At 65.4% G+C, this 23734-nt stretch carries 20 protein-coding genes; 6 read left to right on the top strand and 14 right to left on the bottom strand.

What is annotated here, in order from left to right; translation table 11 throughout:
• Positions 1-48: 48 nt before the first annotated feature.
• The 3 genes from ELS24_RS26805 (at position 49) to ELS24_RS26795 (ending at position 4865) form a co-directional block, all read left to right on the top strand.
• Positions 49-1026, top strand: a complete 978-nt coding sequence (locus ELS24_RS26805) for a LysR substrate-binding domain-containing protein (RefSeq protein WP_050445710.1) — start codon at positions 49-51, stop codon at positions 1024-1026.
• Positions 1027-1120: 94 nt separating this feature from the next.
• Positions 1121-3100 (top strand): acid phosphatase, encoded by a 1980-nt coding sequence (locus tag ELS24_RS26800; RefSeq protein WP_127185857.1) that lies wholly within the window; start codon positions 1121-1123, stop codon positions 3098-3100.
• Between the two features lie 217 nt (positions 3101-3317).
• Complete coding sequence (locus tag ELS24_RS26795; protein WP_127185856.1) at positions 3318-4865, top strand: argininosuccinate lyase; 1548 nt, start codon at positions 3318-3320, stop codon at positions 4863-4865.
• A 23-nt stretch (positions 4866-4888) separates the two neighbouring features.
• Here ELS24_RS26795 and ELS24_RS26790 read toward each other — a convergent pair whose 3' ends face one another.
• Positions 4889-5776 (bottom strand): LysR family transcriptional regulator, encoded by an 888-nt coding sequence (locus tag ELS24_RS26790; protein ID WP_127185855.1) that lies wholly within the window; start codon positions 5774-5776, stop codon positions 4889-4891.
• Positions 5777-5937: 161 nt separating this feature from the next.
• On the opposite strand from ELS24_RS26790, the gene ELS24_RS26785 reads away from it, so the two are divergent.
• Positions 5938-7371, top strand: coding sequence for an MFS transporter (locus ELS24_RS26785; protein WP_240669395.1), 1434 nt, complete (start codon positions 5938-5940; stop codon positions 7369-7371).
• Here ELS24_RS26785 and ELS24_RS26780 read toward each other — a convergent pair.
• The 10 genes from ELS24_RS26780 to ELS24_RS26735 all read right to left on the bottom strand — a co-directional run bounded on the left by ELS24_RS26780 (position 7368) and on the right by ELS24_RS26735 (position 18596).
• The gene (locus tag ELS24_RS26780) at positions 7368-8921 is read right to left on the bottom strand and encodes an NAD(P)/FAD-dependent oxidoreductase (RefSeq protein ID WP_127185854.1); all 1554 of its coding nucleotides are present in this window, start codon (positions 8919-8921) and stop codon (positions 7368-7370) included. The genes ELS24_RS26785 and ELS24_RS26780 overlap by 4 nt on opposite strands.
• A 30-nt stretch (positions 8922-8951) precedes the next feature.
• Positions 8952-9323, bottom strand: coding sequence for a DUF805 domain-containing protein (locus ELS24_RS26775; protein WP_050445716.1), 372 nt, complete (start codon positions 9321-9323; stop codon positions 8952-8954).
• 114 nt (positions 9324-9437) lie between these two features.
• A complete protein-coding gene (locus tag ELS24_RS26770) occupies positions 9438-10256 on the bottom strand; it encodes a cache domain-containing protein (protein WP_205736940.1) in 819 nt (272 codons plus the stop codon).
• A gap of 43 nt (positions 10257-10299) precedes the next feature.
• A complete protein-coding gene (locus ELS24_RS26765; protein WP_050445717.1) occupies positions 10300-11046 on the bottom strand; it encodes a FadR/GntR family transcriptional regulator in 747 nt (248 codons plus the stop codon).
• A 50-nt stretch (positions 11047-11096) separates the two neighbouring features.
• Positions 11097-11894: a nuclear transport factor 2 family protein gene (locus tag ELS24_RS26760; RefSeq protein ID WP_127185853.1), complete on the bottom strand. Its 798-nt coding sequence runs from the start codon at positions 11892-11894 to the stop codon at positions 11097-11099.
• 13 nt (positions 11895-11907) lie between these two features.
• Positions 11908-13338, bottom strand: coding sequence for a gamma-aminobutyraldehyde dehydrogenase (locus tag ELS24_RS26755; protein ID WP_127185852.1), 1431 nt, complete (start codon positions 13336-13338; stop codon positions 11908-11910).
• A 200-nt stretch (positions 13339-13538) separates the two neighbouring features.
• Positions 13539-14504 carry a Bug family tripartite tricarboxylate transporter substrate binding protein gene (locus tag ELS24_RS26750; RefSeq protein WP_127185851.1) on the bottom strand — a complete coding sequence of 322 codons (966 nt, stop codon included), beginning with the start codon at positions 14502-14504 and terminating at the stop codon, positions 13539-13541.
• 40 nt (positions 14505-14544) lie between these two features.
• Positions 14545-15795 carry a CaiB/BaiF CoA transferase family protein gene (locus ELS24_RS26745; RefSeq protein WP_127185850.1) on the bottom strand — a complete coding sequence of 417 codons (1251 nt, stop codon included), beginning with the start codon at positions 15793-15795 and terminating at the stop codon, positions 14545-14547.
• Between the two features lie 40 nt (positions 15796-15835).
• Entirely contained in the window at positions 15836-16981 is a 1146-nt protein-coding gene (locus ELS24_RS26740) for an FAS1-like dehydratase domain-containing protein (protein WP_127185849.1), read from the bottom strand.
• 19 nt (positions 16982-17000) lie between these two features.
• Positions 17001-18596 (bottom strand): acyl-CoA synthetase, encoded by a 1596-nt coding sequence (locus tag ELS24_RS26735; RefSeq protein WP_127185848.1) that lies wholly within the window; start codon positions 18594-18596, stop codon positions 17001-17003.
• 169 nt (positions 18597-18765) lie between these two features.
• On the opposite strand from ELS24_RS26735, the gene ELS24_RS26730 reads away from it, so the two are divergent.
• Both ELS24_RS26730 and ELS24_RS26725 read left to right on the top strand, forming a co-directional pair.
• Positions 18766-19566, top strand: coding sequence for an IclR family transcriptional regulator (locus ELS24_RS26730; protein WP_127185847.1), 801 nt, complete (start codon positions 18766-18768; stop codon positions 19564-19566).
• Positions 19567-19768: 202 nt separating this feature from the next.
• A complete protein-coding gene (locus tag ELS24_RS26725; RefSeq protein ID WP_127186481.1) occupies positions 19769-20110 on the top strand; it encodes a PaaI family thioesterase in 342 nt (113 codons plus the stop codon).
• Here the strand turns inward: ELS24_RS26725 and ELS24_RS31435 are convergent.
• From ELS24_RS31435 to prpF, 3 genes are all read right to left on the bottom strand, one after another.
• On the bottom strand, positions 20099-20221 hold the full coding sequence (locus tag ELS24_RS31435; RefSeq protein WP_230694475.1) for a putative transporter small subunit: 123 nt from the start codon (positions 20219-20221) through the stop codon (positions 20099-20101). The genes ELS24_RS26725 and ELS24_RS31435 overlap by 12 nt on opposite strands.
• A gap of 30 nt (positions 20222-20251) precedes the next feature.
• The gene (locus ELS24_RS26720) at positions 20252-21940 is read right to left on the bottom strand and encodes a sodium:solute symporter family protein (RefSeq protein ID WP_127185846.1); all 1689 of its coding nucleotides are present in this window, start codon (positions 21938-21940) and stop codon (positions 20252-20254) included.
• Between the two features lie 554 nt (positions 21941-22494).
• Positions 22495-23679 (bottom strand): 2-methylaconitate cis-trans isomerase PrpF, encoded by a 1185-nt coding sequence (gene prpF / locus ELS24_RS26715; protein WP_127185845.1) that lies wholly within the window; start codon positions 23677-23679, stop codon positions 22495-22497.
• Between the last annotated feature and the right edge of the window lie 55 nt (positions 23680-23734).

The following is a 23734-nucleotide window of genomic DNA, read 5'->3' as shown; positions in this document are numbered from 1 at the left end:
GGGCAGACCGGATACTCTGCAAGATTCCCTGTTCCCTCAAGTTGGACCATGCTCAATCGCATTTCCCTGCGCCAGATGGAGTACCTCGTGGCGACTGCCAAGCATGGCAGCATCGCCGCGGCATCCGCCCAGATCCATATCTCGCCGCCGTCCATCTCGGCGGCCATCGCCCACATCGAGACCGAGCTTGGGGTGCAACTGTTCGTGCGGCATCCCTCCAAGGGCCTGGCGCTGACGCCCTTGGGCATGCAGGTCATGCAGGAATGCGAAGACCTGCTGGAGCGCGCCACCAAGCTCTACGAGATTGCATCTAACTCCACGGACGCGATCCAGGGCGTGCTGCGCGTGGGCTGCTTTCAGCCGCTGGCGGCCATGATCGCGCCCGAGGTCATCTTTGGCTTTTCGCGCGCGTTTGAAAAAGTCGAGCTGCATATGGCCGAGGGCGACCAGCAAGAGCTCATCAACAAGCTGCATACGCTGGACATAGACGTGGCGCTGACTTACGACCTGCAATTGGGCGAAGAGATCAGCTTTGAAACGCTGGCGCACATGCCGCCCCATGTGCTGGTCAGCGAACTGCACCCGCTTGCGCAGCAGATTGCCGTCACGCTGGATGAGCTGGCGCAACTGCCCATGGTGTTGCTGGACCTGCCCATGAGCCGCGAATATTTTCTGTCCTTGTTCTCCAAGGCCGGGCTGGAACCGAACATCGTGGCGCGTTCGCGTTCTGAAGACGTGGTGCGTTCGATGGTCGCCAACGGCATCGGCTACGCGCTATTCAACGTGCGGCCGAAGTCGACCCAATCCCTGGACGGCAAGCGCCTGGTGCGCCTGCGCCTGGCTGGCGAGCAACGCCCCATGCTGCTGGGCCTGGCCACCTACAAACCGATGAAGCCTTCGCGCCTGACGCAAGCGTTCATGCAGCGCTGCCGCGCGTATATCTCGGATCAGTACATTCCGGGCATGAGCGCGGCCAGTTTTTTCGATCCCTATATTTCAGGCGTGGCCACGGCCGATCCGCCATGACGCGCAAGATGCGGGTTTGGCAAGCGGGATGTCATCGGGCGTAAATATTCTCTACCTACCATGCTGCGTTCTCTAACCAGTCTGGTTGATCCCGATGATTCAAGCACGACCCTTGCGCAGGCGGCTTCCTGCCTACGCCTTGCGCGCAACGTCCCTGGCGGTTGTTCTGGCCTTGTCCGCCTGCGGCGGCGATGACGACAACGCGTCAGATCAGAACGATGTTGCCTATGTCATCCCGGCGCCGCCCGCCGGGCTGGGCCGAGTCGATACCGCGCCTGTGCCCGATGCGCCCGCCTTTGTTGACTTCGCCAGCACGAACCAGCGCGGCGACCCGCGCTACGCCACCTTGGAAACCAATGCCGGCGTGCGTGTGCTGGGCGGCTTCCTGGACATCTGGGAGCCGCGCACGCGCTTGGTGGATGCCGGTGTTACCGCGGCGGGCGCCGACGGCTTTCCGGGCATCATCGCGTCGGACTGGACGGGCATACCCGGCGACGCCACCGATGGCCGCGTGAAGAACAAGGCCGTGCACGACGAGAACATCGACTTCGTCGTGCGCACCACCGCAGCCCGCACGCCGGAGCAGGCCACGGCCGCCTATCTGGATGATCGGCGCGGCAAGAACTACAGCGTGACCGATGGCTTGGGCCCATTGACGCCCTTCTGGCGCACGGCTGCCCAGCAGACCACCAGCATCAACGACGTGGCGCCCGACGCCACCACCGTGAAGTACGACGACACCGGCAACAACACCGGGGTAAGTGGTGCCGCCAACCCGGCCTTTGGCGACGTCATCGCCTTTGTACAGAGCATGGGCGGCAATGCGTCTACCGAGCCAAGCAAGCGCTACTTCAAGTACGCGCGCCCGTGGCGCTGGAGCGCCAGCGTGCAGGTGGTGCCCACGCTTGAACCCGCCAAGAGCCTGACTCCCCCGACCGATGGCGGCTACCCCAGCGGGCACACGGCGGAATCCGTGCGCAACGCCATCGGCATGGCCTACCTGGTGCCGGAGCGTTTCCACGAATTGCTGGCGCGCGGCCTGGAACTGGGTGAAAGCCGCATCATCGCCGGCATGCATTCGCCGCTGGACGTGATCAGCGGCCGCATGCTGGGGCAGGCATCGGCGCTGGCCAACATCTACGCCGCCAGCGAGGGCACGCGCTCGGTCGCCTACGCGCAGGCGCACCAGACCTTGATGGCCGCCGTGGGCGCCAGCACGCCGGAACAATTCCTGGCCTTCGCGCATTCGCAGGATGTCAGCCAGGACCGCTTTGCGGATCATGCCGCGAACAAGGCTGAGTACCGTCGCCGCCTGACGTTCGCCTTCACGCAGATTGGCGACACCGGCAAGCCGCCCGTCGTGCCCAAGGGCGCCGAGGTCATGCTGGAAACGCGCCTGCCGTATCTGACGGCCGAGCAACGCCGCGTGGTGTTGAAGACCACGGCGCTGCCCTCGGGCTATCCGGTCATTGACGACGCCGAAGGCTTCGGCCGCTTGAACCTGTTCGCGGCGGGCGATGGCTACGGCGCCTTCAATGGCGACGTGGACGTGACCATGACCGCCAGCCGTGGCGGCTTCAATGCGCTGGACGTGTGGCGCAATGACATCGCGGGCGCGGGCAAGCTCACCAAGAGCGGCACCGGCACCCTGGGGTTGGCGGGCGCCAACACCTACACCGGCGGCACCGTGGTTGCCGGTGGCACGTTGCGCGCCGACTCGGCCAAGGCGCTGGGCGATGGCGCGGTGTACCTCAGCGGCGGCGTCTTGGCGCTGAATGCCGTCGATGCCGTGCAGGTGCAGGGCAGCTATACGCAGACCTCGGCGGGCGTTCTGCAAACCCTGATCGGCGACGATGAGGCCGGCCAGATCGCGGTGCACGCGGATGCCGCGCTAGCGGGGCAGTTGAACGTTGATTTCCGTTCCGGTTACACACCGCGGGTGGGTGCAACGATCACGGTGCTGCGCGCCAACAAGGTGCATGGCACGTTTGGCGGCATCACGGTCAACGGCTTCAAGGCCACCGCTGTCTACAACGCTGACAGCGTGCAGGTGCGCCTGGATTCGGCGGGCTAAGCGGTGCGTGCGGCATCGAATCCACAAGCCATGACGGCAAGCTGAATCCGCCTGTCGCGGAGTGCTGGGCGACCTTGTCGCCCGCGCGCCGGCTTGGCCCCTGCCTTCGGGATGGCAGGGGCCTTTTTGTTTTGCGATGGGTATGCGTGAAACTCTGGGTTTTCGGCGTAGGGGCTTTTCCATAAACTACCGGACCACCCCCAAAAACGAGAACGCCATGAGACAGTTTTTCCCTACCCTGGGCGCCGCCCTGGTTTTGTCGCTGAGTGCGCACGCCGCCTTGGCCCAGGCAGCGCCGGCTGCGGGCGCCAAGCCGGCGGCAGCCCCCGCCACTCCCCGCGATCCCTTCTTCTGGTTGGGGGAAATCAACAAAGCCACCGCCGTCATCAATACCGATGAAGGGCTGTTGGACAAGTCCATGGCGCCGCGCTTGGCGGCGGGGGTGGCCAAGGTGATCCATGACGGCAATCAGCCCGGCGGCAAGCGCCCCGCCACCGTCATTACCTTCGAACCCCTGCTGATCAAGGCGGCGGGCGAAGACATCACGCTGTTGCACGCCGGCCGTTCCAGCCAGGACATGCACGCGACCTATCGCAGCGCCATCCTGCGCGACAAGCTGCTGGAGCTGGCCGACCAACTGAACAAGACGTCCACCACGCTGGTGGAGCTGGCCTCCAAGCACGCCGGCACCGTCGTGCCCAACTACACCAATGGTGTGGCCGCGCAGCCCAACAGCTATGGCCACTACCTGTTGGGCCAGGCCGCGGGCCTGGCGCGTGACGCAGACCGCATCCGCGAAGCCTATGTGCGTATCGATCGTTCACCCATGGGAACCACCGTGCTCAATGGCACCAGTTGGCCGCTGGACCGCAAGCGCATGGCGCAGTACCTGGGCTTTGAAGCGCTGGTGGACAACGCCTACGATGCTTCGCAGATCTCGTCCATGGACCAGCCCGTGGAAGTGGCGTCCATCGTGACCAGCATCGCGCTGCGCACAGGCAACTTCGTTGAAGACGTCATGACGCAGTACGCGCAGTCGCGCCCCTGGATCCTGCTGCAAGAGGGGGGCGACAACACCTATGTGTCCAGCGCCATGCCGCAAAAGCGCAACCCGGGTTTGCTGAACTCTACCCGCAGCGACGCCTCTACCGCGCTGACGCTGGCGATGGGGCCGGCCATCCAGACGCACAACATCACGCCGGGCATGAGCGATCCCAAGGACGTGAAGCAGAATTCCGCGATGGTGGACAGCGGCATCTCGGCGCTCAAGCGCTGGGACCGCGTGTTGAAGGCCATGGTCATCAGCCCCGAGCGCGCGCTGGAAGAACTGAACAGCGACTGGACCGCGTCGCAGGAGCTGGCCGATGTGTTGATGCGCAAGTACAAGCTGCCGTTCCGCGACGGCCACCACTTTGCGTCCGAAGTGGTCAGCTACGCCCGCGCCAACAACATCAAGCCGTTGGATTTTCCGTATGAGCAGGCCCGCCGCATTTACGCGGACACGATGAAAGACTCCAAGTACGCCAAGGAACTGCCGATGAGCGAAGCGGAATTCCGCTCGACGCTGGACCCGGTGGCCATCGTGAAGAACCGCGCCACCATCGGCGGCCCGCAACCTGCCGAGATGGACCGCATGCTGAAGGCCGCGCGTGAGCAGTTGAGCGCGCAGGGCAAGTGGATTCAGGATCGCCGCGCCCACATCAACCAGTCCCTGGCCGAGCTGGACAAGCAGTTCAACACCTTGGCGGCCAGCGCCACGAAGTAAGCGCAAGCGGCTGCGCGCGGGGGCTACTGGACGGCGTCCAGCACGCAAGCGCGCAGCCAGCGATGCGCGGCGTCGCCGTCCATGCGGGGATGCCACAGCATTGACACGGTAAACGCCGGCACGGGAAAGGGCAGGGGAAAGCTGTGCATGCCGGCGCGCAGCGTGCCGGTGTGCCGCTCCGGCACGGTGGCGATCAGGTCCGTTTCCCGGGCCAGCGCCAGCGCGGCCGAGAAGCCGCCCACCAAGGTGGCGATGTGCCGCTGCCGCCCCAGGGCAGCCAGGGACTCGTCCACTGGCCCTTTGTCCTGATCGCGGCGCGACATCAGGATGTGTTGCGCCTTGGCGTAGCGGGCCAGCGTGATCTTGCCGCTGACAAGCGGATGGCCCGCGCGCACGACACCGATGAAGCGGTCCTGAAACAGCGCGCGCGTGCGCAGCTCGGGGCTGGCTGCGTCGCCCACCACGCCGGTTTCCAGATCTACCTCGCCTTCGCGCAGCGGCGCGCTGCTTTTGTCGGTTTTCTGCATGAAACGCAAGCGCACGCCGGGCGCTTCGTCGCCAATGCGGGCCAGCAGCCGGGCGCCGAAATTCTCGACAAAGCCGTCGCTGGCGCGCAACGCGAAGGTACGATCCAGCCGCGCCAGATCCAATGCTTCGGCAGGCCGCAGCACGGCTTCTACGTCTTGCACCAGTTCATGCACATGGCTGCGCAGCGCCAGGGCGCGTGGCGTGGGCACCAGCCCGCGCCCGGCGCGCACCAGCAGCGGGTCGCCCGTGGTGGCGCGCAGCCGCGCCAAGGCCCGGCTCATGGCGGACGGGCTCAGGCGCAAGCGCCGCGCGGCGCGCGCCACGCTGCCTTCGTCAAGCAAGGCATCCAGGGTGATAAGCAGATTGAGATCGGGCGTGGCCATGCTCGCAAACGTAGCATGGATGCGTGCCTGATTGCGGGTTTTGTCATGGCGTCATGTGCAAGTATTCAATGCAAATGCTGCGTCTTCCGCCTGGTATGGGCAAGGCATAGGATGTGTTGAGGGCGCCGTGTTGGCGGCCCGATTTTCTTGCAGGGCTGACCATGCATACCCAACCGTCCTCGACTATCCCATCCTTTCCCCTTCTGGCCTGCCTGTCCTTGTGCATGCTGCTGCCTGCGCTGGCGACCAGTATTGCCAACGTCGCGTTGCCGACGCTTGCGCAAGCGTTCGAGGCGCGCTTTCAAGACGTGCAATGGGTGGTGCTGGCGTACTTGCTTGCCATCACCACGCTGATCGTCAGTGTGGGCCGCCTGGGCGACTTGATGGGGCGTCGGCGTCTGATGCTGGTGGGTATCTCCTTGTTCACCGTGGGGTCGGCGCTGTGCGGCGGGTCACCGTGGTTGGGAGGTTTGATGGGCTTGATCGGGGCGCGTGCGGTCCAAGGTCTGGGCGCCGCCGTCATGATGGCGTTGACGATGGCGTTCGCCAGCGCCGCCGCGCCCAAGGAAAAGACCGGTAGCGTGATGGGGCTGCTGGGCAGCATGTCGGCGGTGGGCACGGCGCTCGGGCCCACCTTGGGCGGCCTGCTGATCAGTGCTTGGGGGTGGCCGCTTATCTTCCTGATCAATCTGCCCCTGGGCGCGCTCGCGTTCGTGCTGGCCTGGTCTTATCTGCCGGCGGACCGCCAGCCCGCCAGCCAGCCGCGCGCGCGCTTTGATGTGAAGGGTTCGCTGCTGCTGGCCTTAGGCATTACGGCATATGCGCTGGCGATGACGGCCGGTGGCGGCTTTGGCGGAAACCATGCCGTGCTGCTGTTGGCGGCCATGGTGGCGGCGGTGGCATTTGTGCGGTTGCAGGCCAGGGCGGCGTCGCCCTTGATTCAGTTGGCGTTGTTCCGTCAGCCCACGCTGCGGGCGGGCGTGGCGACCAACGCGCTGGTGTCCACGGTGATGATGACGACGCTGGTGGTTGGGCCGTTCTACCTGGCGGGCGCGTTGGGTTTGGACGCGGCGCGGGTTGGGCTGGTGATGTCTTGCGGGCCGGTCGTGGCGGCGCTGGTGGGCGTGCCGGCCGGACGCGCAGTGGACCGCTATGGCGCGCAGCGCGTGATGCTGGCCGGCTTGGCCGCAATGGCGACAGGTGCGATCCTGCTGCCCTGGGTGCCGCTTGTGATGGGCGGAGTGGCAGGGATGGCGCGCGTGGCGGAATACGTGGCGCCGCTTGTGGTCATCACCAGCGGCTACGCGCTGTTCCAGGCCGCCAACAGCAGCGCCGTCATGGCCAGCGCGGGCGCGGACCAGCGTGGCGCGGTATCGGGCGTGTTGAACCTGTCTCGCAACCTGGGCTTCATTACGGGCGCATCGGTGATGGGCGCGGTGTTCGCCTGGGCGGCTGGCGCGGGCGAACTCCAAGCCGCATCGCCCACCGCCTTGGCGACGGGCATGCGGTGGACGTACGCCTTGGCCGCGGCCTTGCTGCTGTTGGCCTTGGCCTTGGCGGCGCTGGACCGGGGCCGCGCGCGCGTGGCGGCCTAGAACGACACCATGTCGGCCGGGTTGATAAGGCCCATCACACCCAACGCGCCCTTGATCAGCGGAATGGCGACCGGCGACAAATGCCGGCCGAGCGGAATGCCCGCGTGGTCAAAGCGCGTCAGCATGGCGTAGTCGGTGTTGCAGCCAGTCAGGTCGTCGCTGATGGCGCGGCCGATGCGCACCGTCTGCGCCACGCCGTGGCCGCTCCAGCCATGCACCATGTACACCGGCACGTCGCCCGCGCTCTTGCGGCTGTCGGTGGCGCCGTTCAAGGTCAGGTCGCTGATGCCGCTCCAGGAATATTCCAGTTCCGGTTTTTCCAACTGCGGGAACACGGTCTTGATGCGGTCCAGCAGGTAGTTGTTGACGTCGCGCGGCGACCACGAGTTGCCCGTGCCTTGGCCGCCGAACAGCAGCCGCTTGTTGCGTACCGGGCGGTAGTAGTCAATTTGCAGTTGCGTGTCGTAGACCGGCAAGCCTGAAGGAATCAGCGCATCCAGGGTGTCGCCCAGCGGCGGGGTGACGGCCACATAGGTGAAGAAGGGCACGGTGGTGGCGCTGCCCGGCATGAACTGAAAGGTGGCGCTGTGCACGGCCAGCACCACGGCGCGGCGCGCCTTGATTGCGCCTTGCGCGGTCTTGACCAGCGTGCTGCCCGGCGACTCTTCAATGGCTTGCGCGGTGGTGTTGTCGTAGACCCGCCCGCCCAGTTTGACAAAGGCATGGACCAGGCCGCGCAACAAGGCCAGCGGCTGTACCTGGCCGCCGCCGTCGTCGATGGCGGCGCCGAAATAGATGTCGGACTTGACGTACTGGTCTTTCAGTTCGTGCCTGCCGATGATCTTGACGGCATCGTCGCCCAGACGGCGACGTGCATCGGCGTTTTCCACCAGCGCACCCATGTGGCCCGCGTGTACGGCCGCCGTGATGTGGCCGCGCTTGCGGTCGCAGTCAAAGCCGTAGCGGTCGCGCAGACCATCCACCGTCTCCATGGCTTCAACCGAGGCAAAGCGCCACAGGCGGCGGGCATCCTCAAGGGGGAGCTTGTCCAGCATGGTGCCGGCTTCCCAGCGCGCCAGGCCGGGCGTCATCTGGCCGCCGTTGCGCCCCGAGGCGCCCGAACCAATATGGTCTTTTTCGATCAGCACGACTTCCACGCCGGCTTCGGCAAGATGCAGCGCGGTGGACGCGCCCAGCAGGCCGCCGCCGATGACGACGACCTCGCAATCCAGGTCGCCGGGCAGCGAGCCGAACGCCGGCCATTCGGACAGCGACGCCTCGTAATAGTTGGCGGGCATGGGGTCGGACGGGCTGGCGTCATGGCGCCAATTCCAGATGCGCGGGTCGATGCCCAGTTGGGTGGGAATCTTGCGCGCGTCTTGCAGCAGTTGAGCGGGCCGCAAGGCCGTGTTGTCCAACGGTACGGTGGCCAGTGGCGTGGAGGACAGGGCAGAGGAGGCCGCCGGCCACAAGCCCAGCGCACCGACGGCGGATGCCGCGGTCGAGGCGGCCGCCGTCTTGAGGATGAATTCACGTCGATTCAATGTCATGTCGAGTTTCCTGAAGGCGGTGAGAGCGGCTCAGGCCGTTGCGGGGGAGGGAGCGGGGCCGTAGCGGTTACGCCCCGGGGCGCCGGCGGGCAGCATGAAGGCCTGCAACAGCAGCGTGCCGATGACCGGCGCGGCATGCAGAAGGCCCCACCATCCGCTGCGGCCGGTGTCGTGCAGGCGGCGGATCGTTACCGCCAGCGCGGGAACAAAGGTCAGCAGCAGAAAGCCCGCCGTGTACCAGCCGAACAGGATTTCGGGGTTGGCGATGGCCAGCGCGCGTTCCACCGCCGAAATCGCCAGCACCATCAAGATCTGGCACAGCACGAAGATCCAGTACTCGCGGCGCGGCGCGCGTCCTTCGAAGACGGCGTAGTGTTTAAGGGCTTGCAGATACCACTTCATGAAGGTTCTCCGGTTTGCAAAAGATGTGCGCCATCCGCGCCGGGGCAGGCGCAGGCGGCGGGAAACTGTCAAGACAATGAGAGGGGCGGGCGTGGCCCGCCTGCGATCAGCCCGTCAAGAGTTGGGGCGGGTTTGGCGGGTTGAACTGGCCTGGCTGCCAGGGCTGTTGGTGCTGCTGTGGCGCGCAACGGCCCGAGGGGAGGCGAAGACCGAGCGCAGCGGCGTGGCGGCCAGTACCGCCAGGCGCAGCGCGCGGGCGGGGCCGATCAGGCGGTCCCCCTGCTGCGGCCGCCACAAGCTGCCGGGGCGGATGCGGTGGGCGGTGGACATGACGACGCGCGAATCGGCGTTCAGCACCAGCGCCGGTTTGCCGATAGGGTGCAAGGCCGGCAGCAGCATGCGGTCCAGCGTTGCGACCAGCACGTCAACGGCGGTAACCCCCGCGCAGGCGCCCTGCACCAGGACGGGATGCGCGGCGGTGATGGTGTAGGCACCGTTGCAGATGTAGTCCACGTAAGGGCCTTCCACGACGGGGCGCAGGCAGCGCGCGGGCTGGTCAAACCAGGCGAAGGCACGGAAGTCCAGGCGCCGCCGAGTTTCCTGGTTGCGATCCAACTGCGCCTGCTGCATCGATGGGCCCTCCTGTTGCCACCATTCCAGCGTCCAGTAGCCGTCGTCCAGCCCGGCTGGCGCCGCGTAGCTGGCAAAGCCCGCGCCGTTGCACCAGGGGTTGAGTTGCAGCGCTACCTGGATATGGGTTTGCAGCGCGCGGCGGTGTTCGCCTGACAATCGCAGGCCGCTGCCCGGCGTCGGGGTCTGCCCCGACAGGATCTGGGCCGCCGCCTCGGCCAACGCGCCCGCGGTGTTCTGCGCGTCGTTCAAGACGCATTCCAGAATGCCGTTGGCTCGGTCGATATGCGCATCTTCGTTCATCTGCCGTCTCCTCTGCCCAGGCTTGCCGCCAGCGTCAGCGGTCCTAGGTCTGTTGTGGCGGCGGCGCCGTGGCGTCCAACCGCAGTTTGTGTTCAAGCAGGTGGTCGGTTTGTGTGCCGATCATGTCCTGGGCATGCGCGCTGCTGGCAGCCTCGTCGCCATCACGCAGCGCCGCCTGCAGGCGGCGGTAGGCGTGCACGATGCCGGCGTGCACCCCCGCATGCGCGTAAATCGATGCGACCAGCGGCGCCCATTCCGCCTGGATTCCAAGCTCCTGGTTGGCCAAGCGCGCGGACTGCGCGTGGGTGGCCAACATCAGCAGGCAGCGCATGTCGGCCTGTGCACGTGCCTGCGGGTCGGTCGCCGCCTCGAATTGATCGATCTCGCGCGCCAGCCGCAAGTGCTCATCGGCGGTGGAGCGTTGCGCGGCCAGCTTCGCGCTGTGGCCGACCACGGCGCAATGCAGTTCGCCCAAATCGGCCAGATCCCCGGCGGTGGCCAGCCGCAGCGGATGGCGGTCGTGCATCATCTGGGCTGGCACCGGGCACACGAAGCTGCCGCCATTGCGCCCACGCCGCGTGTCGATCAACTGCCGGGCGCGCAAGGTGTTGAGGGCTTCGCGCATGGTCACGGGCGACACGCCCATCAGGCGCGAAAGCTCGTTCTCGTTAGGCAGTTGCTCGTCGGCATGCAGCAGGCCGGCGACGATCGCGTTGCTTAAGCGTTCGACGACCTGCTCCGAGCGCGTGCCTTGGCCAATCGGGGCATAGACGATGGCGTGGGCGGTCATGGCGGGACTCCGGGGCGGGAATGGAAAACGTGCATCATGCCATGGCCGCGCTAGAAGATACCGTGGCGATGGAGCGCCTGGCTGTCGTCTGGCACGGGCGTGATGGCGTCCCATAATTCGACGATCTTGCCGTCCTGTACGCGCCACAGCTCGAAGTAGGCATGGCGCTCGCCGGCGATGCTGCCTTCGGAATGCGTCAGCACGAAATCGCCTTCGGCCACGCTGCGATGCACGCGGCTGTATTGCAGCCCTTGGCCCGCTTCGCGTAACTGGTTCAGGAAGCTGACCACGGCCACGGTGCCGTCGGCGATGTCGGGGCTGTGCTGGTGAAAGCCTACGCCGTTGCAGTAATCGTTGAAGGCGGTGTAGTCGCCATCGATCAGGGCGCGGGTGAAGAACGCCAGGACCAGCGCGCGGTTGGCCTCGGCATCTTGATCGGGGCGGGGCTGCGTGGGGCCGTCCAACTGGGTGCGGCCGCTGGCGTTGGGCGCGGCTTCGGGAACCAGGCCGTCCCAGTGTTCAATGATGCGGTTGTCGGCCACGCGGTAAATGTCAAAGCCCACGAGCGCTTGCTCGCCCAGCCCGGTGTAGCGGCCATGGATGGCGATCAGGTCGCCGTCCACCAGCACGCGGTAAACCTCGTGGTGCAGGTCGATATGGTCCTGTACCAGCGTGAACAGGCCGTCCGCGCCGTCTTTCACCAGCGGCGAATGCTCGATGAAGCGCGGCGAGAAATAACGCTCCAGTGCGCCGGTGTCGCGCAGCGTGAACAGTTCGTGATGCGCGCGGGCGACGAGGTCACGCAGGGACTGGGTCTGGGGTGGGGAGGAATGCGGCGTTGTTGTCATGGTGGTCCCCTGGTTAATCGTGCGAGCTCATCACGTGCTTGACGCGCGTGTACTCTTCGAAGCCGTAGGCGGACAGGTCCTTGCCGTAGCCTGACCGCTTGAAGCCGCCGTGCGGCGCTTCGGCCGTCAGCGGGATGTGCGTGTTGATCCACACGGTGCCGAAATCAAGATCGCGCGACAGGCGTTGCGCGCGGCCATGGTCACGCGTCCAGACGCTGGCGGCCAGGCCGTATTCCACGTCGTTGGCCTTGGTGATGGCGTCGTGTTCATCGGCGAATTTCTGCACCGTGATGACGGGGCCGAAGACTTCGGTCTGGATGGCTTCGTCTTGCTGCTGCAGGCCGGTGATGACAGTGGGCTCGAAGTAGTAGCCGGCGCGCGCGGCGTGGCGGCCACCGGTTTCAATACGGGCGTGGGCGGGCAGGCGCTTGATGAAACCCTGTATGCGTTCCAGCTGCGCGGCGTTATTCAGTGGGCCGTACAGCGCGTCCTGGTCGTCGGGTTCGCCGAAGCGGGTGTCGCGGGCGGCAGCCACCAGCTTTTCAACGAACGCATCGTGCACGGATTCCGCGACGATGACGCGCGTGGCGGCGGTGCAGTCCTGGCCGGCGTTGAAGAAGCCGGTCATGGCGATGTGCTGCGCGGCGCGGTCCAGGTCGGTGTCTTCAAACACGACGACGGGCGCCTTGCCACCCAGTTCAAGGTGGGCGCGCGTGAGGTTGGCGGCGGCGGACGCGGCCACTTGCAGGCCGGCGCGCACCGAACCCGTGATGGATACCAGCGCCGGGGTCTTGTGCGACACCACCTTGGCGCCCGTGGCGGCGTTGCCCAGCACCACGTTGAAGGCGCCGGCGGGGAAGAACGGCGCGGCGATTTCGGCCAGCAGCAAGGTGCTTTCGGGCGTGCTGTCGCTGGGCTTGAGCACCACGGTGTTGCCCGCGGCCAGTGCCGGCGCGATCTTCCATACGGCCATCATCAGCGGGTAGTTCCAGGGCGTGACCTGGCCCACCACGCCCAGCGGTTCACGGCGGATGCTGGAGGTCAGGCCTTCCATGTATTCGCCAGTGGCCTTGCCTTCCAGAAAGCGCGCCGCGCCGGCAAAGAAACGGATCTGGTCCACGCACACCGCCACTTCTTCCGAGGCGATCAAGTGCTTGAGCTGGCCGGTGTTGCGGCTTTGCGCTTCCACCAGGCGGTCGCTGTTGGCGGCGACAGCGTCGGCCAGTTTCAACAGGGCTTGTTGGCGGGCGGATGGGGTGCTGCGGCCCCAGCTTTTGAAGGCGTGGCTGGCGGCGGCGTAGGCGGCGTCCACGTCGGCGTCGTTGGCGTTGGGAGAGCGGGCGATCGGCTGGCCGGTCACGGGGCTGATGAGGTCAAAATATTCGGAGCCCTTGGACTCCGCGTATTGACCGTTGATGAAATGCTTGAGGGTGGGCATCGCCATGGTTAGTCTCCGAAGGGGTGGGGGCTTGTCTTAATAGTTATATTCTCTGATGTTATAGGTATTAATTCTGCTGGGGTAAACCCTGGAGCTATCAGAACTGCTAGTTGGCCGAGTCAAACGCAAACGCCCGGGCACATGGCCCGGGCGTTGTCGTTCACCAGCAGGATGTCGAACGGGTCGGCCGGAAAATGGCCGCGGCCTTAGTCCGCTTTCAGCCCCGCCTTGATGATCAGCGGTTCCCACTTCAGCCGTTCGCTGCGCGCGAAGGCTTCCAGCTCGGCCGGCGTGCCGCCGCCCGGTTCGTGGCCCAGCTCCAGCAGGCGCTTTTGCACCTCGGGCTGCTTCAGAATCTTGACCAGCGCGGCGTTCAGCTTCTGCACCACGGCGGGCGGCGTGCCCTTGGGCGCGTACATTCCGTTCCACGCGATCACCTGGAAGTCCGGCAGGCCTTGCGCCGACACGGGCTTCACGCCGGGCAGCAAGGCAGACTCCTTCAAGGACGTGACAGCCAGCGCACGCAGCTTGCCGCCAGTAATGAACGTACGCGCGGCGCTGACGGTGTCGATGCCGACCTGCACCTGGCCGCCCATCAGATCGGTGGTGGCGGTGGCCGAGCCCTTGTAGGGAATGCCGCGTATGCTGGCCACGCCTTGCTGCTTGAGCAGTTCGAACACCAGGCGCGCCGTGGTGCTGGGCATGCCGACCGTTACGCTGTCGGGCTTGGCTTTCTTCGGATCTCGCAGGTCTGCCAGGCTCTTGTAGGGGGACGCGGGTGTCGTCACCAACACCATCGGAAACGAGCTGACCAGCATGATCGGCTCGAAATCCTTGGCGGGGTCAAAGTTGGTGGAGGCGTAGATGAACTGGTTCAGCACATGGGTGCCGTTGGTGCCCATCAGCACGGTGTAGCCGTCGGGCGCGGCGCGGGCCGCTTCGGACGCGCCGATGTTGCCACCCGCGCCGGGGCGGTTTTCAACGATGAAGGGTTGCCCCAGCTCGCGCGCCAGGTAGTCGCTGAGGTAGCGCGCGGCCACGTCGGTGCCTTGGCCCGCCTGATACGGCACGATGATACGCACCGGCTTCGAAGGATAGTTGTCCGCCGCGGCCACGGGCTGCGTGAACAGCAGGGACGCCGCCAGCGCGGCAATCAAACGTAGTGATTTCATGGTGGTCTCCTGGGTTTTCTTATGGGCTGCGATCTTGCTGCTACGGCTTGGGCGGAGGCCTGCGTGGCGGCAGTACGCCTTGCTCCCGCAAGCTTGCGATGCGGTTGTCGTCGAGGCCGGCCTCCCGGAGGACCTCGTCCGTGTGCTGCGCAAAAGCGGGTGGCAGGCGGCCCACGCGCGGGGGCGCTTCGGCCAGGCGCGTGGCGGGGCCGATGCCGTGATAAGCGTCGCGATCGATACGCATGCCGCGATGCGCCGTGTGTGCCTGCTCGAAAGCCTCGGGCACGCTATTGACCGGGCCCACCGGCACACCCAGCCGCATCAGCTCATGGCAGACCGCATCGCGCGCGCGATCGCACAGCGCGCCTTCGATGGCCACGCGTAGGGCGTCGCGGTGTTGCAGGCGTTGGCGGTTCGACGTGTAGCGCTCGTCTTCCAGCAAGGCCGCCAGGCCGATGTAGTCGCAAAATTTTCGGAACTGTCGGTCGTTCACCACGCCCAGGAAGATGTCGCCATCGCGGCAGGCAAAGCGGTCGTAGGGCGCGATGTTGGGATGCGCGCTGCCCATCAACCCGGGTGTGCGTTGCGTGTGCATCCAGTTGGCGGCGTGCGGCACCAGCAGGCTCAACGCGGTGTCGAACAAGGTCACGTCCACGCGCTGGCCCTGGCCCGTGCGGGCGCGGTGGTAAAGCGCCAGCAGAATGCCTGACTGCGCGGTGTATCCCGTCAGGTGGTCGACGATGGGAATGCCGATGCGGGTGGGCCCGCTGGCCGCGTCGCCGTTCACGCTCATCAGCCCGCACATGGCTTGCAGGATGGCGTCGTAGCCGGGCAGGCCGCCCAGCGGGCCGTCTTCACCAAAGCCCGAGATGGCGCAGTAAATCAGTTGCGGAAAGCGGGGCTTCAAGTCGGCTTCGTAGTCCAGCCCCCACTTGGCCATCGTGCCGGGGATGAAGTTCTCGACCAGCACGTCGGCCTGCTCCAGCAAGCTCAGCAGCACGTCGCGCCCATCGGGCAAGGACAAGTCCAGCCCGATGGCGCGCTTGCCCCGGTTCACCGCCGTGAAATAGGCGGCGTCGCCGTCCGCGTTGACGGGCGGACCTAGCGCGCGGGTTTCGTCGCCGCCGGGCGGTTCGACCTTGATGACGCTGGCGCCCTGATCAGACAGCATCTGGGTGCATAGCGGCCCGGCCAACACCCGGGACAGATCAATCACCCGTATGCCGTCAAGCGCGCCGGCGGCGCGGGCAGGCGGGGCGTGTGCTGCGTGCTCCGATGAATCAGACATCATTGACCTCGTTTTGGTCATGTCCGACGCGCGGGCGGGCGCGTCATCCGCGGGTGGGCAATTCAACCACGCCCGTGCCCAGCACGGACAGCTCGTCGTCCTGGTTGCGCGCTTCCTGTTCGATTTCAACCAAGTGCCGACCGTCTTCCACATACTTGCGCGTGACGCGGCCCTTGAAGAACAGCATGTCGCCTTCCGGGTTGTGGCGGCGGATCTTGCACATGGACTTGCGCAGGAAGCCGGCATCGCCCATCCAGTTGGTAAGGTGGTGCGTCAGCCACGAGTTGCGCTCGGGACCGTAGTCATAGGCGCCCGGCGCGCCCACTTCCAGCGCGAATTCCTCTTCCCAGTGCACGCGCTCGGGCACATCGGGAATGCCGAAGCGGTTGGTGATGCCCACGCCCGGGTGCGCGTCGATCAGTTGCCAGGCCAGCTTGTTGGCGCGGATGTACAGGCCGCCCCAGCCCTGCGCGTAGGCGATGAAGCCCGTTACCGTCATCGGCCCCTTGAACATCACGGGCAGTTCCTCGCCTTCCTTCACGTCTTCCCAATAGCGGGGCGTGGCGCCGCGCACTTCTTCCTGGGCATAGAGCTTGTACGCTTCCTTGATTTCTTCGGGGCTGTAGCGGCGCGGTTCGCGGGCGCGCACTTCCTTGTACTTGCTGCCTTGCTCGCGGGCGTGATCGCGTTCGGTGCGAAAGCACCAGCTATCGGCCTCGGCCACCTTGTCGCCGTCCTGGTTGAAGAAGTCTACGTGGTAGATCTGCTGGATCGCGCGGCCCGCGAAACGGGTCTGGTGTTCGATCAGGTCTTTCAGGTGCGCTTCGGTGGAGATCACATCGTTGCGCTTGACGGTCTTGTGCCAGGTCCAGTCGGCGCCCGACCACATGGCGTGCACGCCGGGCAGGCCGCCCACGTAGCCCGACACGATGCGGCTCGTGGAAAACAGAAAGCTGGGCAGGGCGATGATGCCGCCATGCTGGGTCTTGGCGGCGTACTCGGGGTCTGACCACAGGGGGTTGTCGTCGCCGATGCCGTGGGCGTAGTGGCGGATGTTGTCGCGCGTGGCTTCGTAGCACCACGGTTCGGCGGTGGCGCCGATCTTTACGCCGATGCGCGCGCGCAGTTCGTCCAGACCGCGTTCGGTGATGGTCGGGAAACTACGTTCAGTTTTGGTCTTGGTCAACATGATGTCTCCTGGGGATGGGTCAGACGTGCGCGGCGGGCGCGGCTTTCGGGGTGTCGGGGGTTGATGCGGCAGCGGTGGCAAGCTCTTGCTCGCGCAGTTTTCGGCGATGGATCTTGCCGGCCGGCGTCTTGGGCAGTTCAGGCACAAACACCACCTGACGCGGGTACTCGTGCTGGGCCAATTGGCTGCGCACGGTGTTCTGGATTTCTTCCACGAAGGCGTCGTCGCCCGGGCGGGCCGACACCACAAAGGCTTTCACGACCTGGCCGCGCAAGGCGTCGGGCACGCCGATGGCGGCGGCTTCTGTCACGTCGCGATGCTTCAGGATGGCGTCTTCGATTTCGACGGCGCTCATCGTCCAGCCGGCCGATATGATGACGTCGTCGGCGCGGCCGCCATGCCAGAAGTAGCCGTCTTCGTCGACGCGGCCCAGGTCCTTGGTGGCGACCCAGGCGTCGCGACGCCACAGTTTCAGTTCGCCCGTCACGCCGGGCGGGCAGGGCGCGCCGCTGGCGTCCTGCACTTCCACGCGCAAGCCCGGCACGGGTTTGCCCAGCGACCCCGGCTTGACCGTGAAGTCGGACGCGCCCGGATAGTTCACCAGGCACACGCCGATTTCGGTGGTGCCGTACATGCTGCATACGGGGCGGCCAAAGGTGGCTTCGACAAAGGCAGACGTTTCGCTGTCGATGGGCTCGCCGGTGAAGGACAGCTTGTCGAGCTGATAGCGATACCGGCCGGCCACGCCGGAGTTGCGCATCATCCGGTAGTGCGTGGCCGCGGCCGAGATGTTGTTGAAGCCGTGCTCTTGCAAGGCTTGCAGCAGGCGTTCGGCGTTGAACTTGCCGGCGTAGGCGCCGATGGTCACGCCCAGCGCCAAGGGGGCAAGCGTGCCGTGCCACAAGCCATGGCCCCAGGCCGGCGACGACGGGCACATGTAGCGGTCGCCCGGCCGCACGCCGGTGCCGTACAGCGCCGCCAGCATCAGCGTGACCAGCGCGCGGTGCGTGTGCTTCACGGCGTCCGGCAGTTCGCGGGTGGTGCCCGACGTGTATTGGTAGATGGCCAGGTCGTCGGCCAGGGTGTTGCAGTCGTAGTGCGCGGGATAGCGCGCCAGCGTAGCGACGAAGCCGTCGTCCGCGATGACGACACGCATGTCGTCGGCGGCCGCCACCATGGGGGCCTTTTCCGCGTTGGTGACCAGCATGCGGGGCTTGCAGTCCTGCACGCGCAGCCGGATGCCATCCGGACCGAACAGGGTGAACAGCGGCACGGCGATCGCGCCCATCTTCATTGCCCCGAACATCGCTACGTAGAACGCCAGCGAGGGCTCCAGCATCACCGCCACGCGGTCGCCGGGGCGTATGCCCTGGTCCACCAGATAGTGCGCAAAGCGGGAGGATGCCTCGGCAATCTGCTGGAAGCTGAAGGTTTCATCAGCCCCCGCCGCCCGCACCAGGATGATGGCGGGCTGGTCTTTGCCCGCGTGTCGATCGATGCATTCGTGCGCGATGTTCATGCAATCACGATTGCCGTCGAACAGCTCCCAAAGTTTGTCCGGAGAGCAGAGCGCCTGGGCGTCTGCGTAAGAAGTGGTCTGCGTCAACGTCGTCATGTCGTCGTACCTGTGTGGGTCGGCAAGCGGTTGAACAGACTATGCGCGTCGGCTTTTAAATTGTCAATAACGTCCATTGATTGTATATATACAATTTAACGCCGGGTTCGAGGTCACCGGCCAAAGCGCGCCCAAGGTATGCTTGCCGCAATAAAAATCGGAGAGCCAGATGAGTGAAGCCAGTTCCCAGGAATCCGCTGCCGGCACGGGGCCGCGCGTGCGCGCCGTGCCGGCGGTGACACGGTCGATTGCCATCCTGCGATTGCTGGGCCGTGGTGGCGAGGCAATGACCTTGAAGACGATCTCGCAAGAGCTCGGCATGGTGACCAGCACCTGCCTGCACATTCTTCGCGTGCTGGTGGAAGAGGGCTTGGTGAAAGTCGACCCCGGCACCAAGCGCTATAGCCTGGGCGTGGGCATGCTGACGCTGGCGCGCAGCGTGATCGAAAGCAGTCCGTTTCCTGCGTTGGTGCAGCCGGTGCTGGACAAGATTTCCAGCGCCGCGAATGTCACGGCGATCGGCGTTGAAGTGGCGGGCAGCGAGCACATGGTGGTGCTGGCGCTGTCGCGTTCCACCGCGCCGTTCCGCTTGCATGTGGACGTGGGCAGCCGCTTTCCCGCGCTGATCAGCGCGACGGGCCGCCTGGTTGCCGCGTTTTCCGAGCTATCGGACAAAGAACTGGAACGCCGCTTCAAGGCCCTGCGCTGGGACCAGGCGCCCGACTACGCCGAATGGAAAGCAGACGTGGACGCCGTGCGCCGCGACGGCTATAGCCTGGACCGCAACCACTACATCAACGGCGTCGTCGTGATTGCGGTGCCGGTGCTGAACAGCCACAACCGCATGACGCACTCCTTGGTGGCGGCAGGGCTGGCCGAGCAATTGGACGACGCCCGCGCGCATGCATTGGCCAAGGACCTGCAAGCCGAAGCGCACACGCTATCGCAACTGTTGTCCACCCGGAGCTGAACCCATGCCGCCACCCGTCACCGCCGAATCACTTGCCGCCGAGGGTTGGCATTGCAAGACACTGCCTGGATTCGCGGGCTTGATCGGGCCGTTGTGGGTACGCAGGGAAGGGGTGCAGGATGAAGGGGGTCGCAGTGAAGGGGGTCGCAGTGAAGGGGGTCGCAGTGAAGGGGTTCGCAGTGAAGGGGTTCGCAGTGAAGGGATGCGCAGTGAAGCGCAAGCCTGGGCGTACGGATTATTGGCGACTGCCGATCACTTGAACCCCGCCGGCGTGGTGCACGGCGGCCTTTTGACCGCACTGCTGGACCACGGCCTGAGCGCCATCGCCTGGCAAGCCCTGGACCGCCGCCCGTGCGTCACCGTGCAACTGGACACGCATTTCCTGGCGCCGGCCCGCGCGGGTCAGTTCCTGGAAGTGCGCGGGCAGTTGCTGCGCGCCACGTCCAGCCTGGTGTTCATGCGCGGGGAATTGAGCGTCGCGGGCAATGTGGTCGCGACGGGGGCGGCGGTGTTGAAGGTGCTGGCCGCAGCGTCAGATCATTGACTTTCCGCTTTGCTTCGCCGCGCTGATATCCCTCCACAGCGTCACGCACAAGATCGCCAGAATGGCCGCGGATATCGCCGGCCAGATCAGAAAATAGGCGGTCAACCACATATCAATCTCCTTGTTGTTGAGGCAGGTGCATCATTGCGCGGCGTCGGGGGCGAGCGTTGAGGACGGCGTTTTCAACATGACCTCGTGCTCGTGATGAAACGACGTCACGCGGTCTGCCAGCAGCGTGAAATCAAAGCGTTCGCGGTTGCGCAGGCTGAGCGCCACGCACACGATGGCGCTGGCGCCATAGGCCGTCAGGGATGCCAACAGCACGATGTAGTCGCGCAAGTTGCCGATGAAGGCGGGCAGCATGACGACGACACCAATCGTGCCCACGGCAATCGCGGCCGTGCGACCGAAGAAGCCGAACGTCATCAGGCCCAACACCACGCCGCCGCCCACGGCCGCGCAGATTTCAAAGAACACCGCGATCACGCCTGTCATGGGCAGCAGCTCAAAGCGCGCGATCGTGAACAGCGCCACGGCGGACAGCACCGAGCAGACGAATGCGCGGTTGTTGACGCGGTCCCAATAAAAGCTGGCGATCACCGGAAAGACGATGGCGCCCCACAACGCGCCCACGAACACCAGCATGACCAGGATGTCCAGGCGCAGGCTTGCGAAGATCACGCCAATCATCGTGGCGATGATCATGGTGGCGCGTCCCCACCACAGCATGCGGCGCGGGTCCGGGCGACCGCGCGCCAGGTTCTTGGCGTAGACGTCGGTCATGACGATTGCCGACAGCGCAGCCAGATCGGAATCGGCGGTGGACGACAGCGAGCCCACCACCAGCAGGAAGAACAGCGCGATGCCAAACGGAGGCAGGTAGGTCGATGCCATCTGCGGAATGATGTTGTTCATGTCGCCGTTGGCGGGTTCAAGCCCCACGAACAAGGCCAACAGGCCCAGCATGCCCAGCCCGATCACCACTGCGCCATACCCGATGGTGGCCGTCAGAAACGTGGGCTTGATCAGGTCTTCCCGTACGGCAAATAGCCGTTGCGCGATGGTCTGGTTGCCGATGGCATAGGCCAGCACCGCCACGAAGTAGGGCGCGCCTTGTTCCAGGATGGCTTTGGTCGAATAGAAGTCGGCCTGATCGCTGCTCAAGCGCCACATGTTGGCTTGCAGCAAGTCTGGCCCGCCTGCGTTGAAGAAGATCAGCGGAATGATGATGACGGCGGCGATGATCATCGCCGCCAGTTGTGCGAAGTCGGTCATGATTGATGTGCGAAAGCCCGACCACAGCGTGTAGGTCAGCACGCCCAGCCCGGCGATCAGCACGCCCTGGATGAACGTAAGCGGACTCAGTATCGACACCAGCGCGCCTGCCGCCGTGAAGTTCACCATCAGGCTGATGCAACTGCCCACAATGTTCGACACCGCCATGATCATCTGGCTGGACGTGCCGTGGCGCGCATGGATCACTTCGGCCAGTGTGTGCGCCTTGGGCGCCAGTTGTCTGAAGCGTTTGCCGAAGGGGTAGATGAACAGAATCATCAAGGCGCCCCAGAAGCCGTAATGCAGCGGGCCCGACAAGCCGTACTTGAATCCGGACGTGGCGCTGGCGTAGAAGGACGCCGCCCAAATCCAGGTGGCGATCATGCTGGCGGCCGACAGGCCGAAACCGACCGCGTTGTTGGACACCATGAAGCCATCCACGTTCTCGTTTTTTTCGCCAATGAACAGCGACATGAGGAACGTGGCGCCGTAGAAGCCGGCCAGCAACAAAATGGCCGTGGTGGCCGATAACTGGAAGAAAACACTCTCTTGCATCGTGTAGGTCCTTGCTCGTAGACGGCCAGGCACGAAACACCATTGATCGCGAGCGCAGGGCTTGTACGTTTCGCGCGCGCGATCACGTGCCTGCCCGCCCGGGCAGGGGATGGCAGCCCGGGGTGGACAAGACACAAGACACACCGTAATGGTGTCTTGCTGCGGCATTGGGCCGGCGCATCATGGAAACGAAGACGTCGTTCGAGCGCGTAGTTGGAACGCGTGATTCGACGCCGTAGCTCGAAGCCCTAGATGCAGGCGCAGCTCAATGCGGTGAGCAATGGTCCTGCTGGGTAAGCAGGTTTTTGTTCCGCAGCCGCCGGTATAAGCCTGGCGGCTGGGTGGTGGTGTTTCGGCGCTGGCGCCGGGCCGCTGTGCGCAGCCGTGTGACGGGTGCCCTGGGATGACGATGCATCGTCAGGGTCCGGTGATGAATAACAACAGCCCAGAAGTATAGGGACAGACGACGGCGGCGTCTACCCTTGAGGCCTAAAAACCCGGTAAATAGGGGGGTTGCGAGTGTTTGCTCGCAACCGGAGGGGATCAATTCAGGTTCAGAATCCGACGTTCGGCACGTGTACCCGCCCTTCCATCAACACCCGCGCACTGCGGCTCATGATGGCTTTCGTGACTTTCCATTCGCCGTCCACCAACTGCGCTTGCGCGCCCACGCGCAGCGTGCCGGAGGGGTGGCCGAAGTTGACGTTGTCGCGGTCGGTGCCGCCGGCGGCCAGGTTGACCAGCGTGCCGGGTACTGCCGCGGCGGTGGCGATGGCCACCGATGCCGTGCCCATCATCGCGTGGTGCAGCTTGCCCATGGACAGCGCGCGCACCAGCACGTCGATGTCGCCCGCGCCGATCTGCTTGCCGCTGGATGACACGTAGGCCTTGGGCGGAGCAACGAAGGCGACCTTCGGCGTGTGTTGGCGGCTGGCGGCGTCTTCCAGTTTTTCGATCAGGCCCATGCGCAGCGCACCGTGCGCGCGAATGGTTTCAAAGCGGGCCAAGGCGGCGGCGTCGCTGTTGATGTCGTCCTGCAATTCCGTGCCGGTGTAACCCAGCGCGGCGGCGTCCAGGAAGATGGTCGGGATGCCGGAATTGATCATCGTGGCCTTGAACGTGCCTACGCCCGGCACCTCCAGGTCGTCAACCAGGTTGCCGGTGGGGAACATCGAGCCGCCGTCGCCGTCTTCGGCCGGGTCCATGAATTCCAGTTGCAGCTCGGCGGCGGGAAACGTCACGCCGTCCAGCTCGAAATCGCCGGTTTCCTGCACCGCGCCGTCGGTCATGGGCACGTGCGCAATGATGGTCTTCTTGATGTTGGCCTGCCAGATGCGCACCACGGCCACGCCGTTGTCGGGCACGCGCGCCGGGTCCACCAGGCCGTTGGTGATGGCAAACGGGCCGACGGCGGCCGACAGGTTGCCGCAGTTGCCGCTCCAGTCCACGAACGGCTGGTCGATGGAGACCTGGCCAAACAGGTAGTCCACGTCGTGATCCGGCTGTGTGCTCTTGCCGATGATCACGGTCTTGCTGGTGCTGGACGTGGCCGCGCCCATGCCGTCGATCTGCTTGCCGTAGGGGTCCGGGCTGCCGATCACGCGCAGCAGCAGCGCGTCGCGCGCGGGGCCTGGCACGCGCGCGGATTCGGGCAGGTCGTCAAGCTTGAAGAACACGCCTTTGCTGGTGCCGCCCCGCATGTAGGTGGCGGAAATTTTCGTCTGGGGAGCATGGGCCATGGGGTTGTCCTGATGTCTGGAATGTTGAAGGCGGCGGGCGCGTGGGCACCCGCCT

The organism is Achromobacter spanius, assembly GCF_003994415.1.
GTDB classification, from domain to species: domain Bacteria; phylum Pseudomonadota; class Gammaproteobacteria; order Burkholderiales; family Burkholderiaceae_B; genus Achromobacter; species Achromobacter spanius_C.
This window is presented reverse-complemented; position numbering and strand designations above follow the sequence as displayed.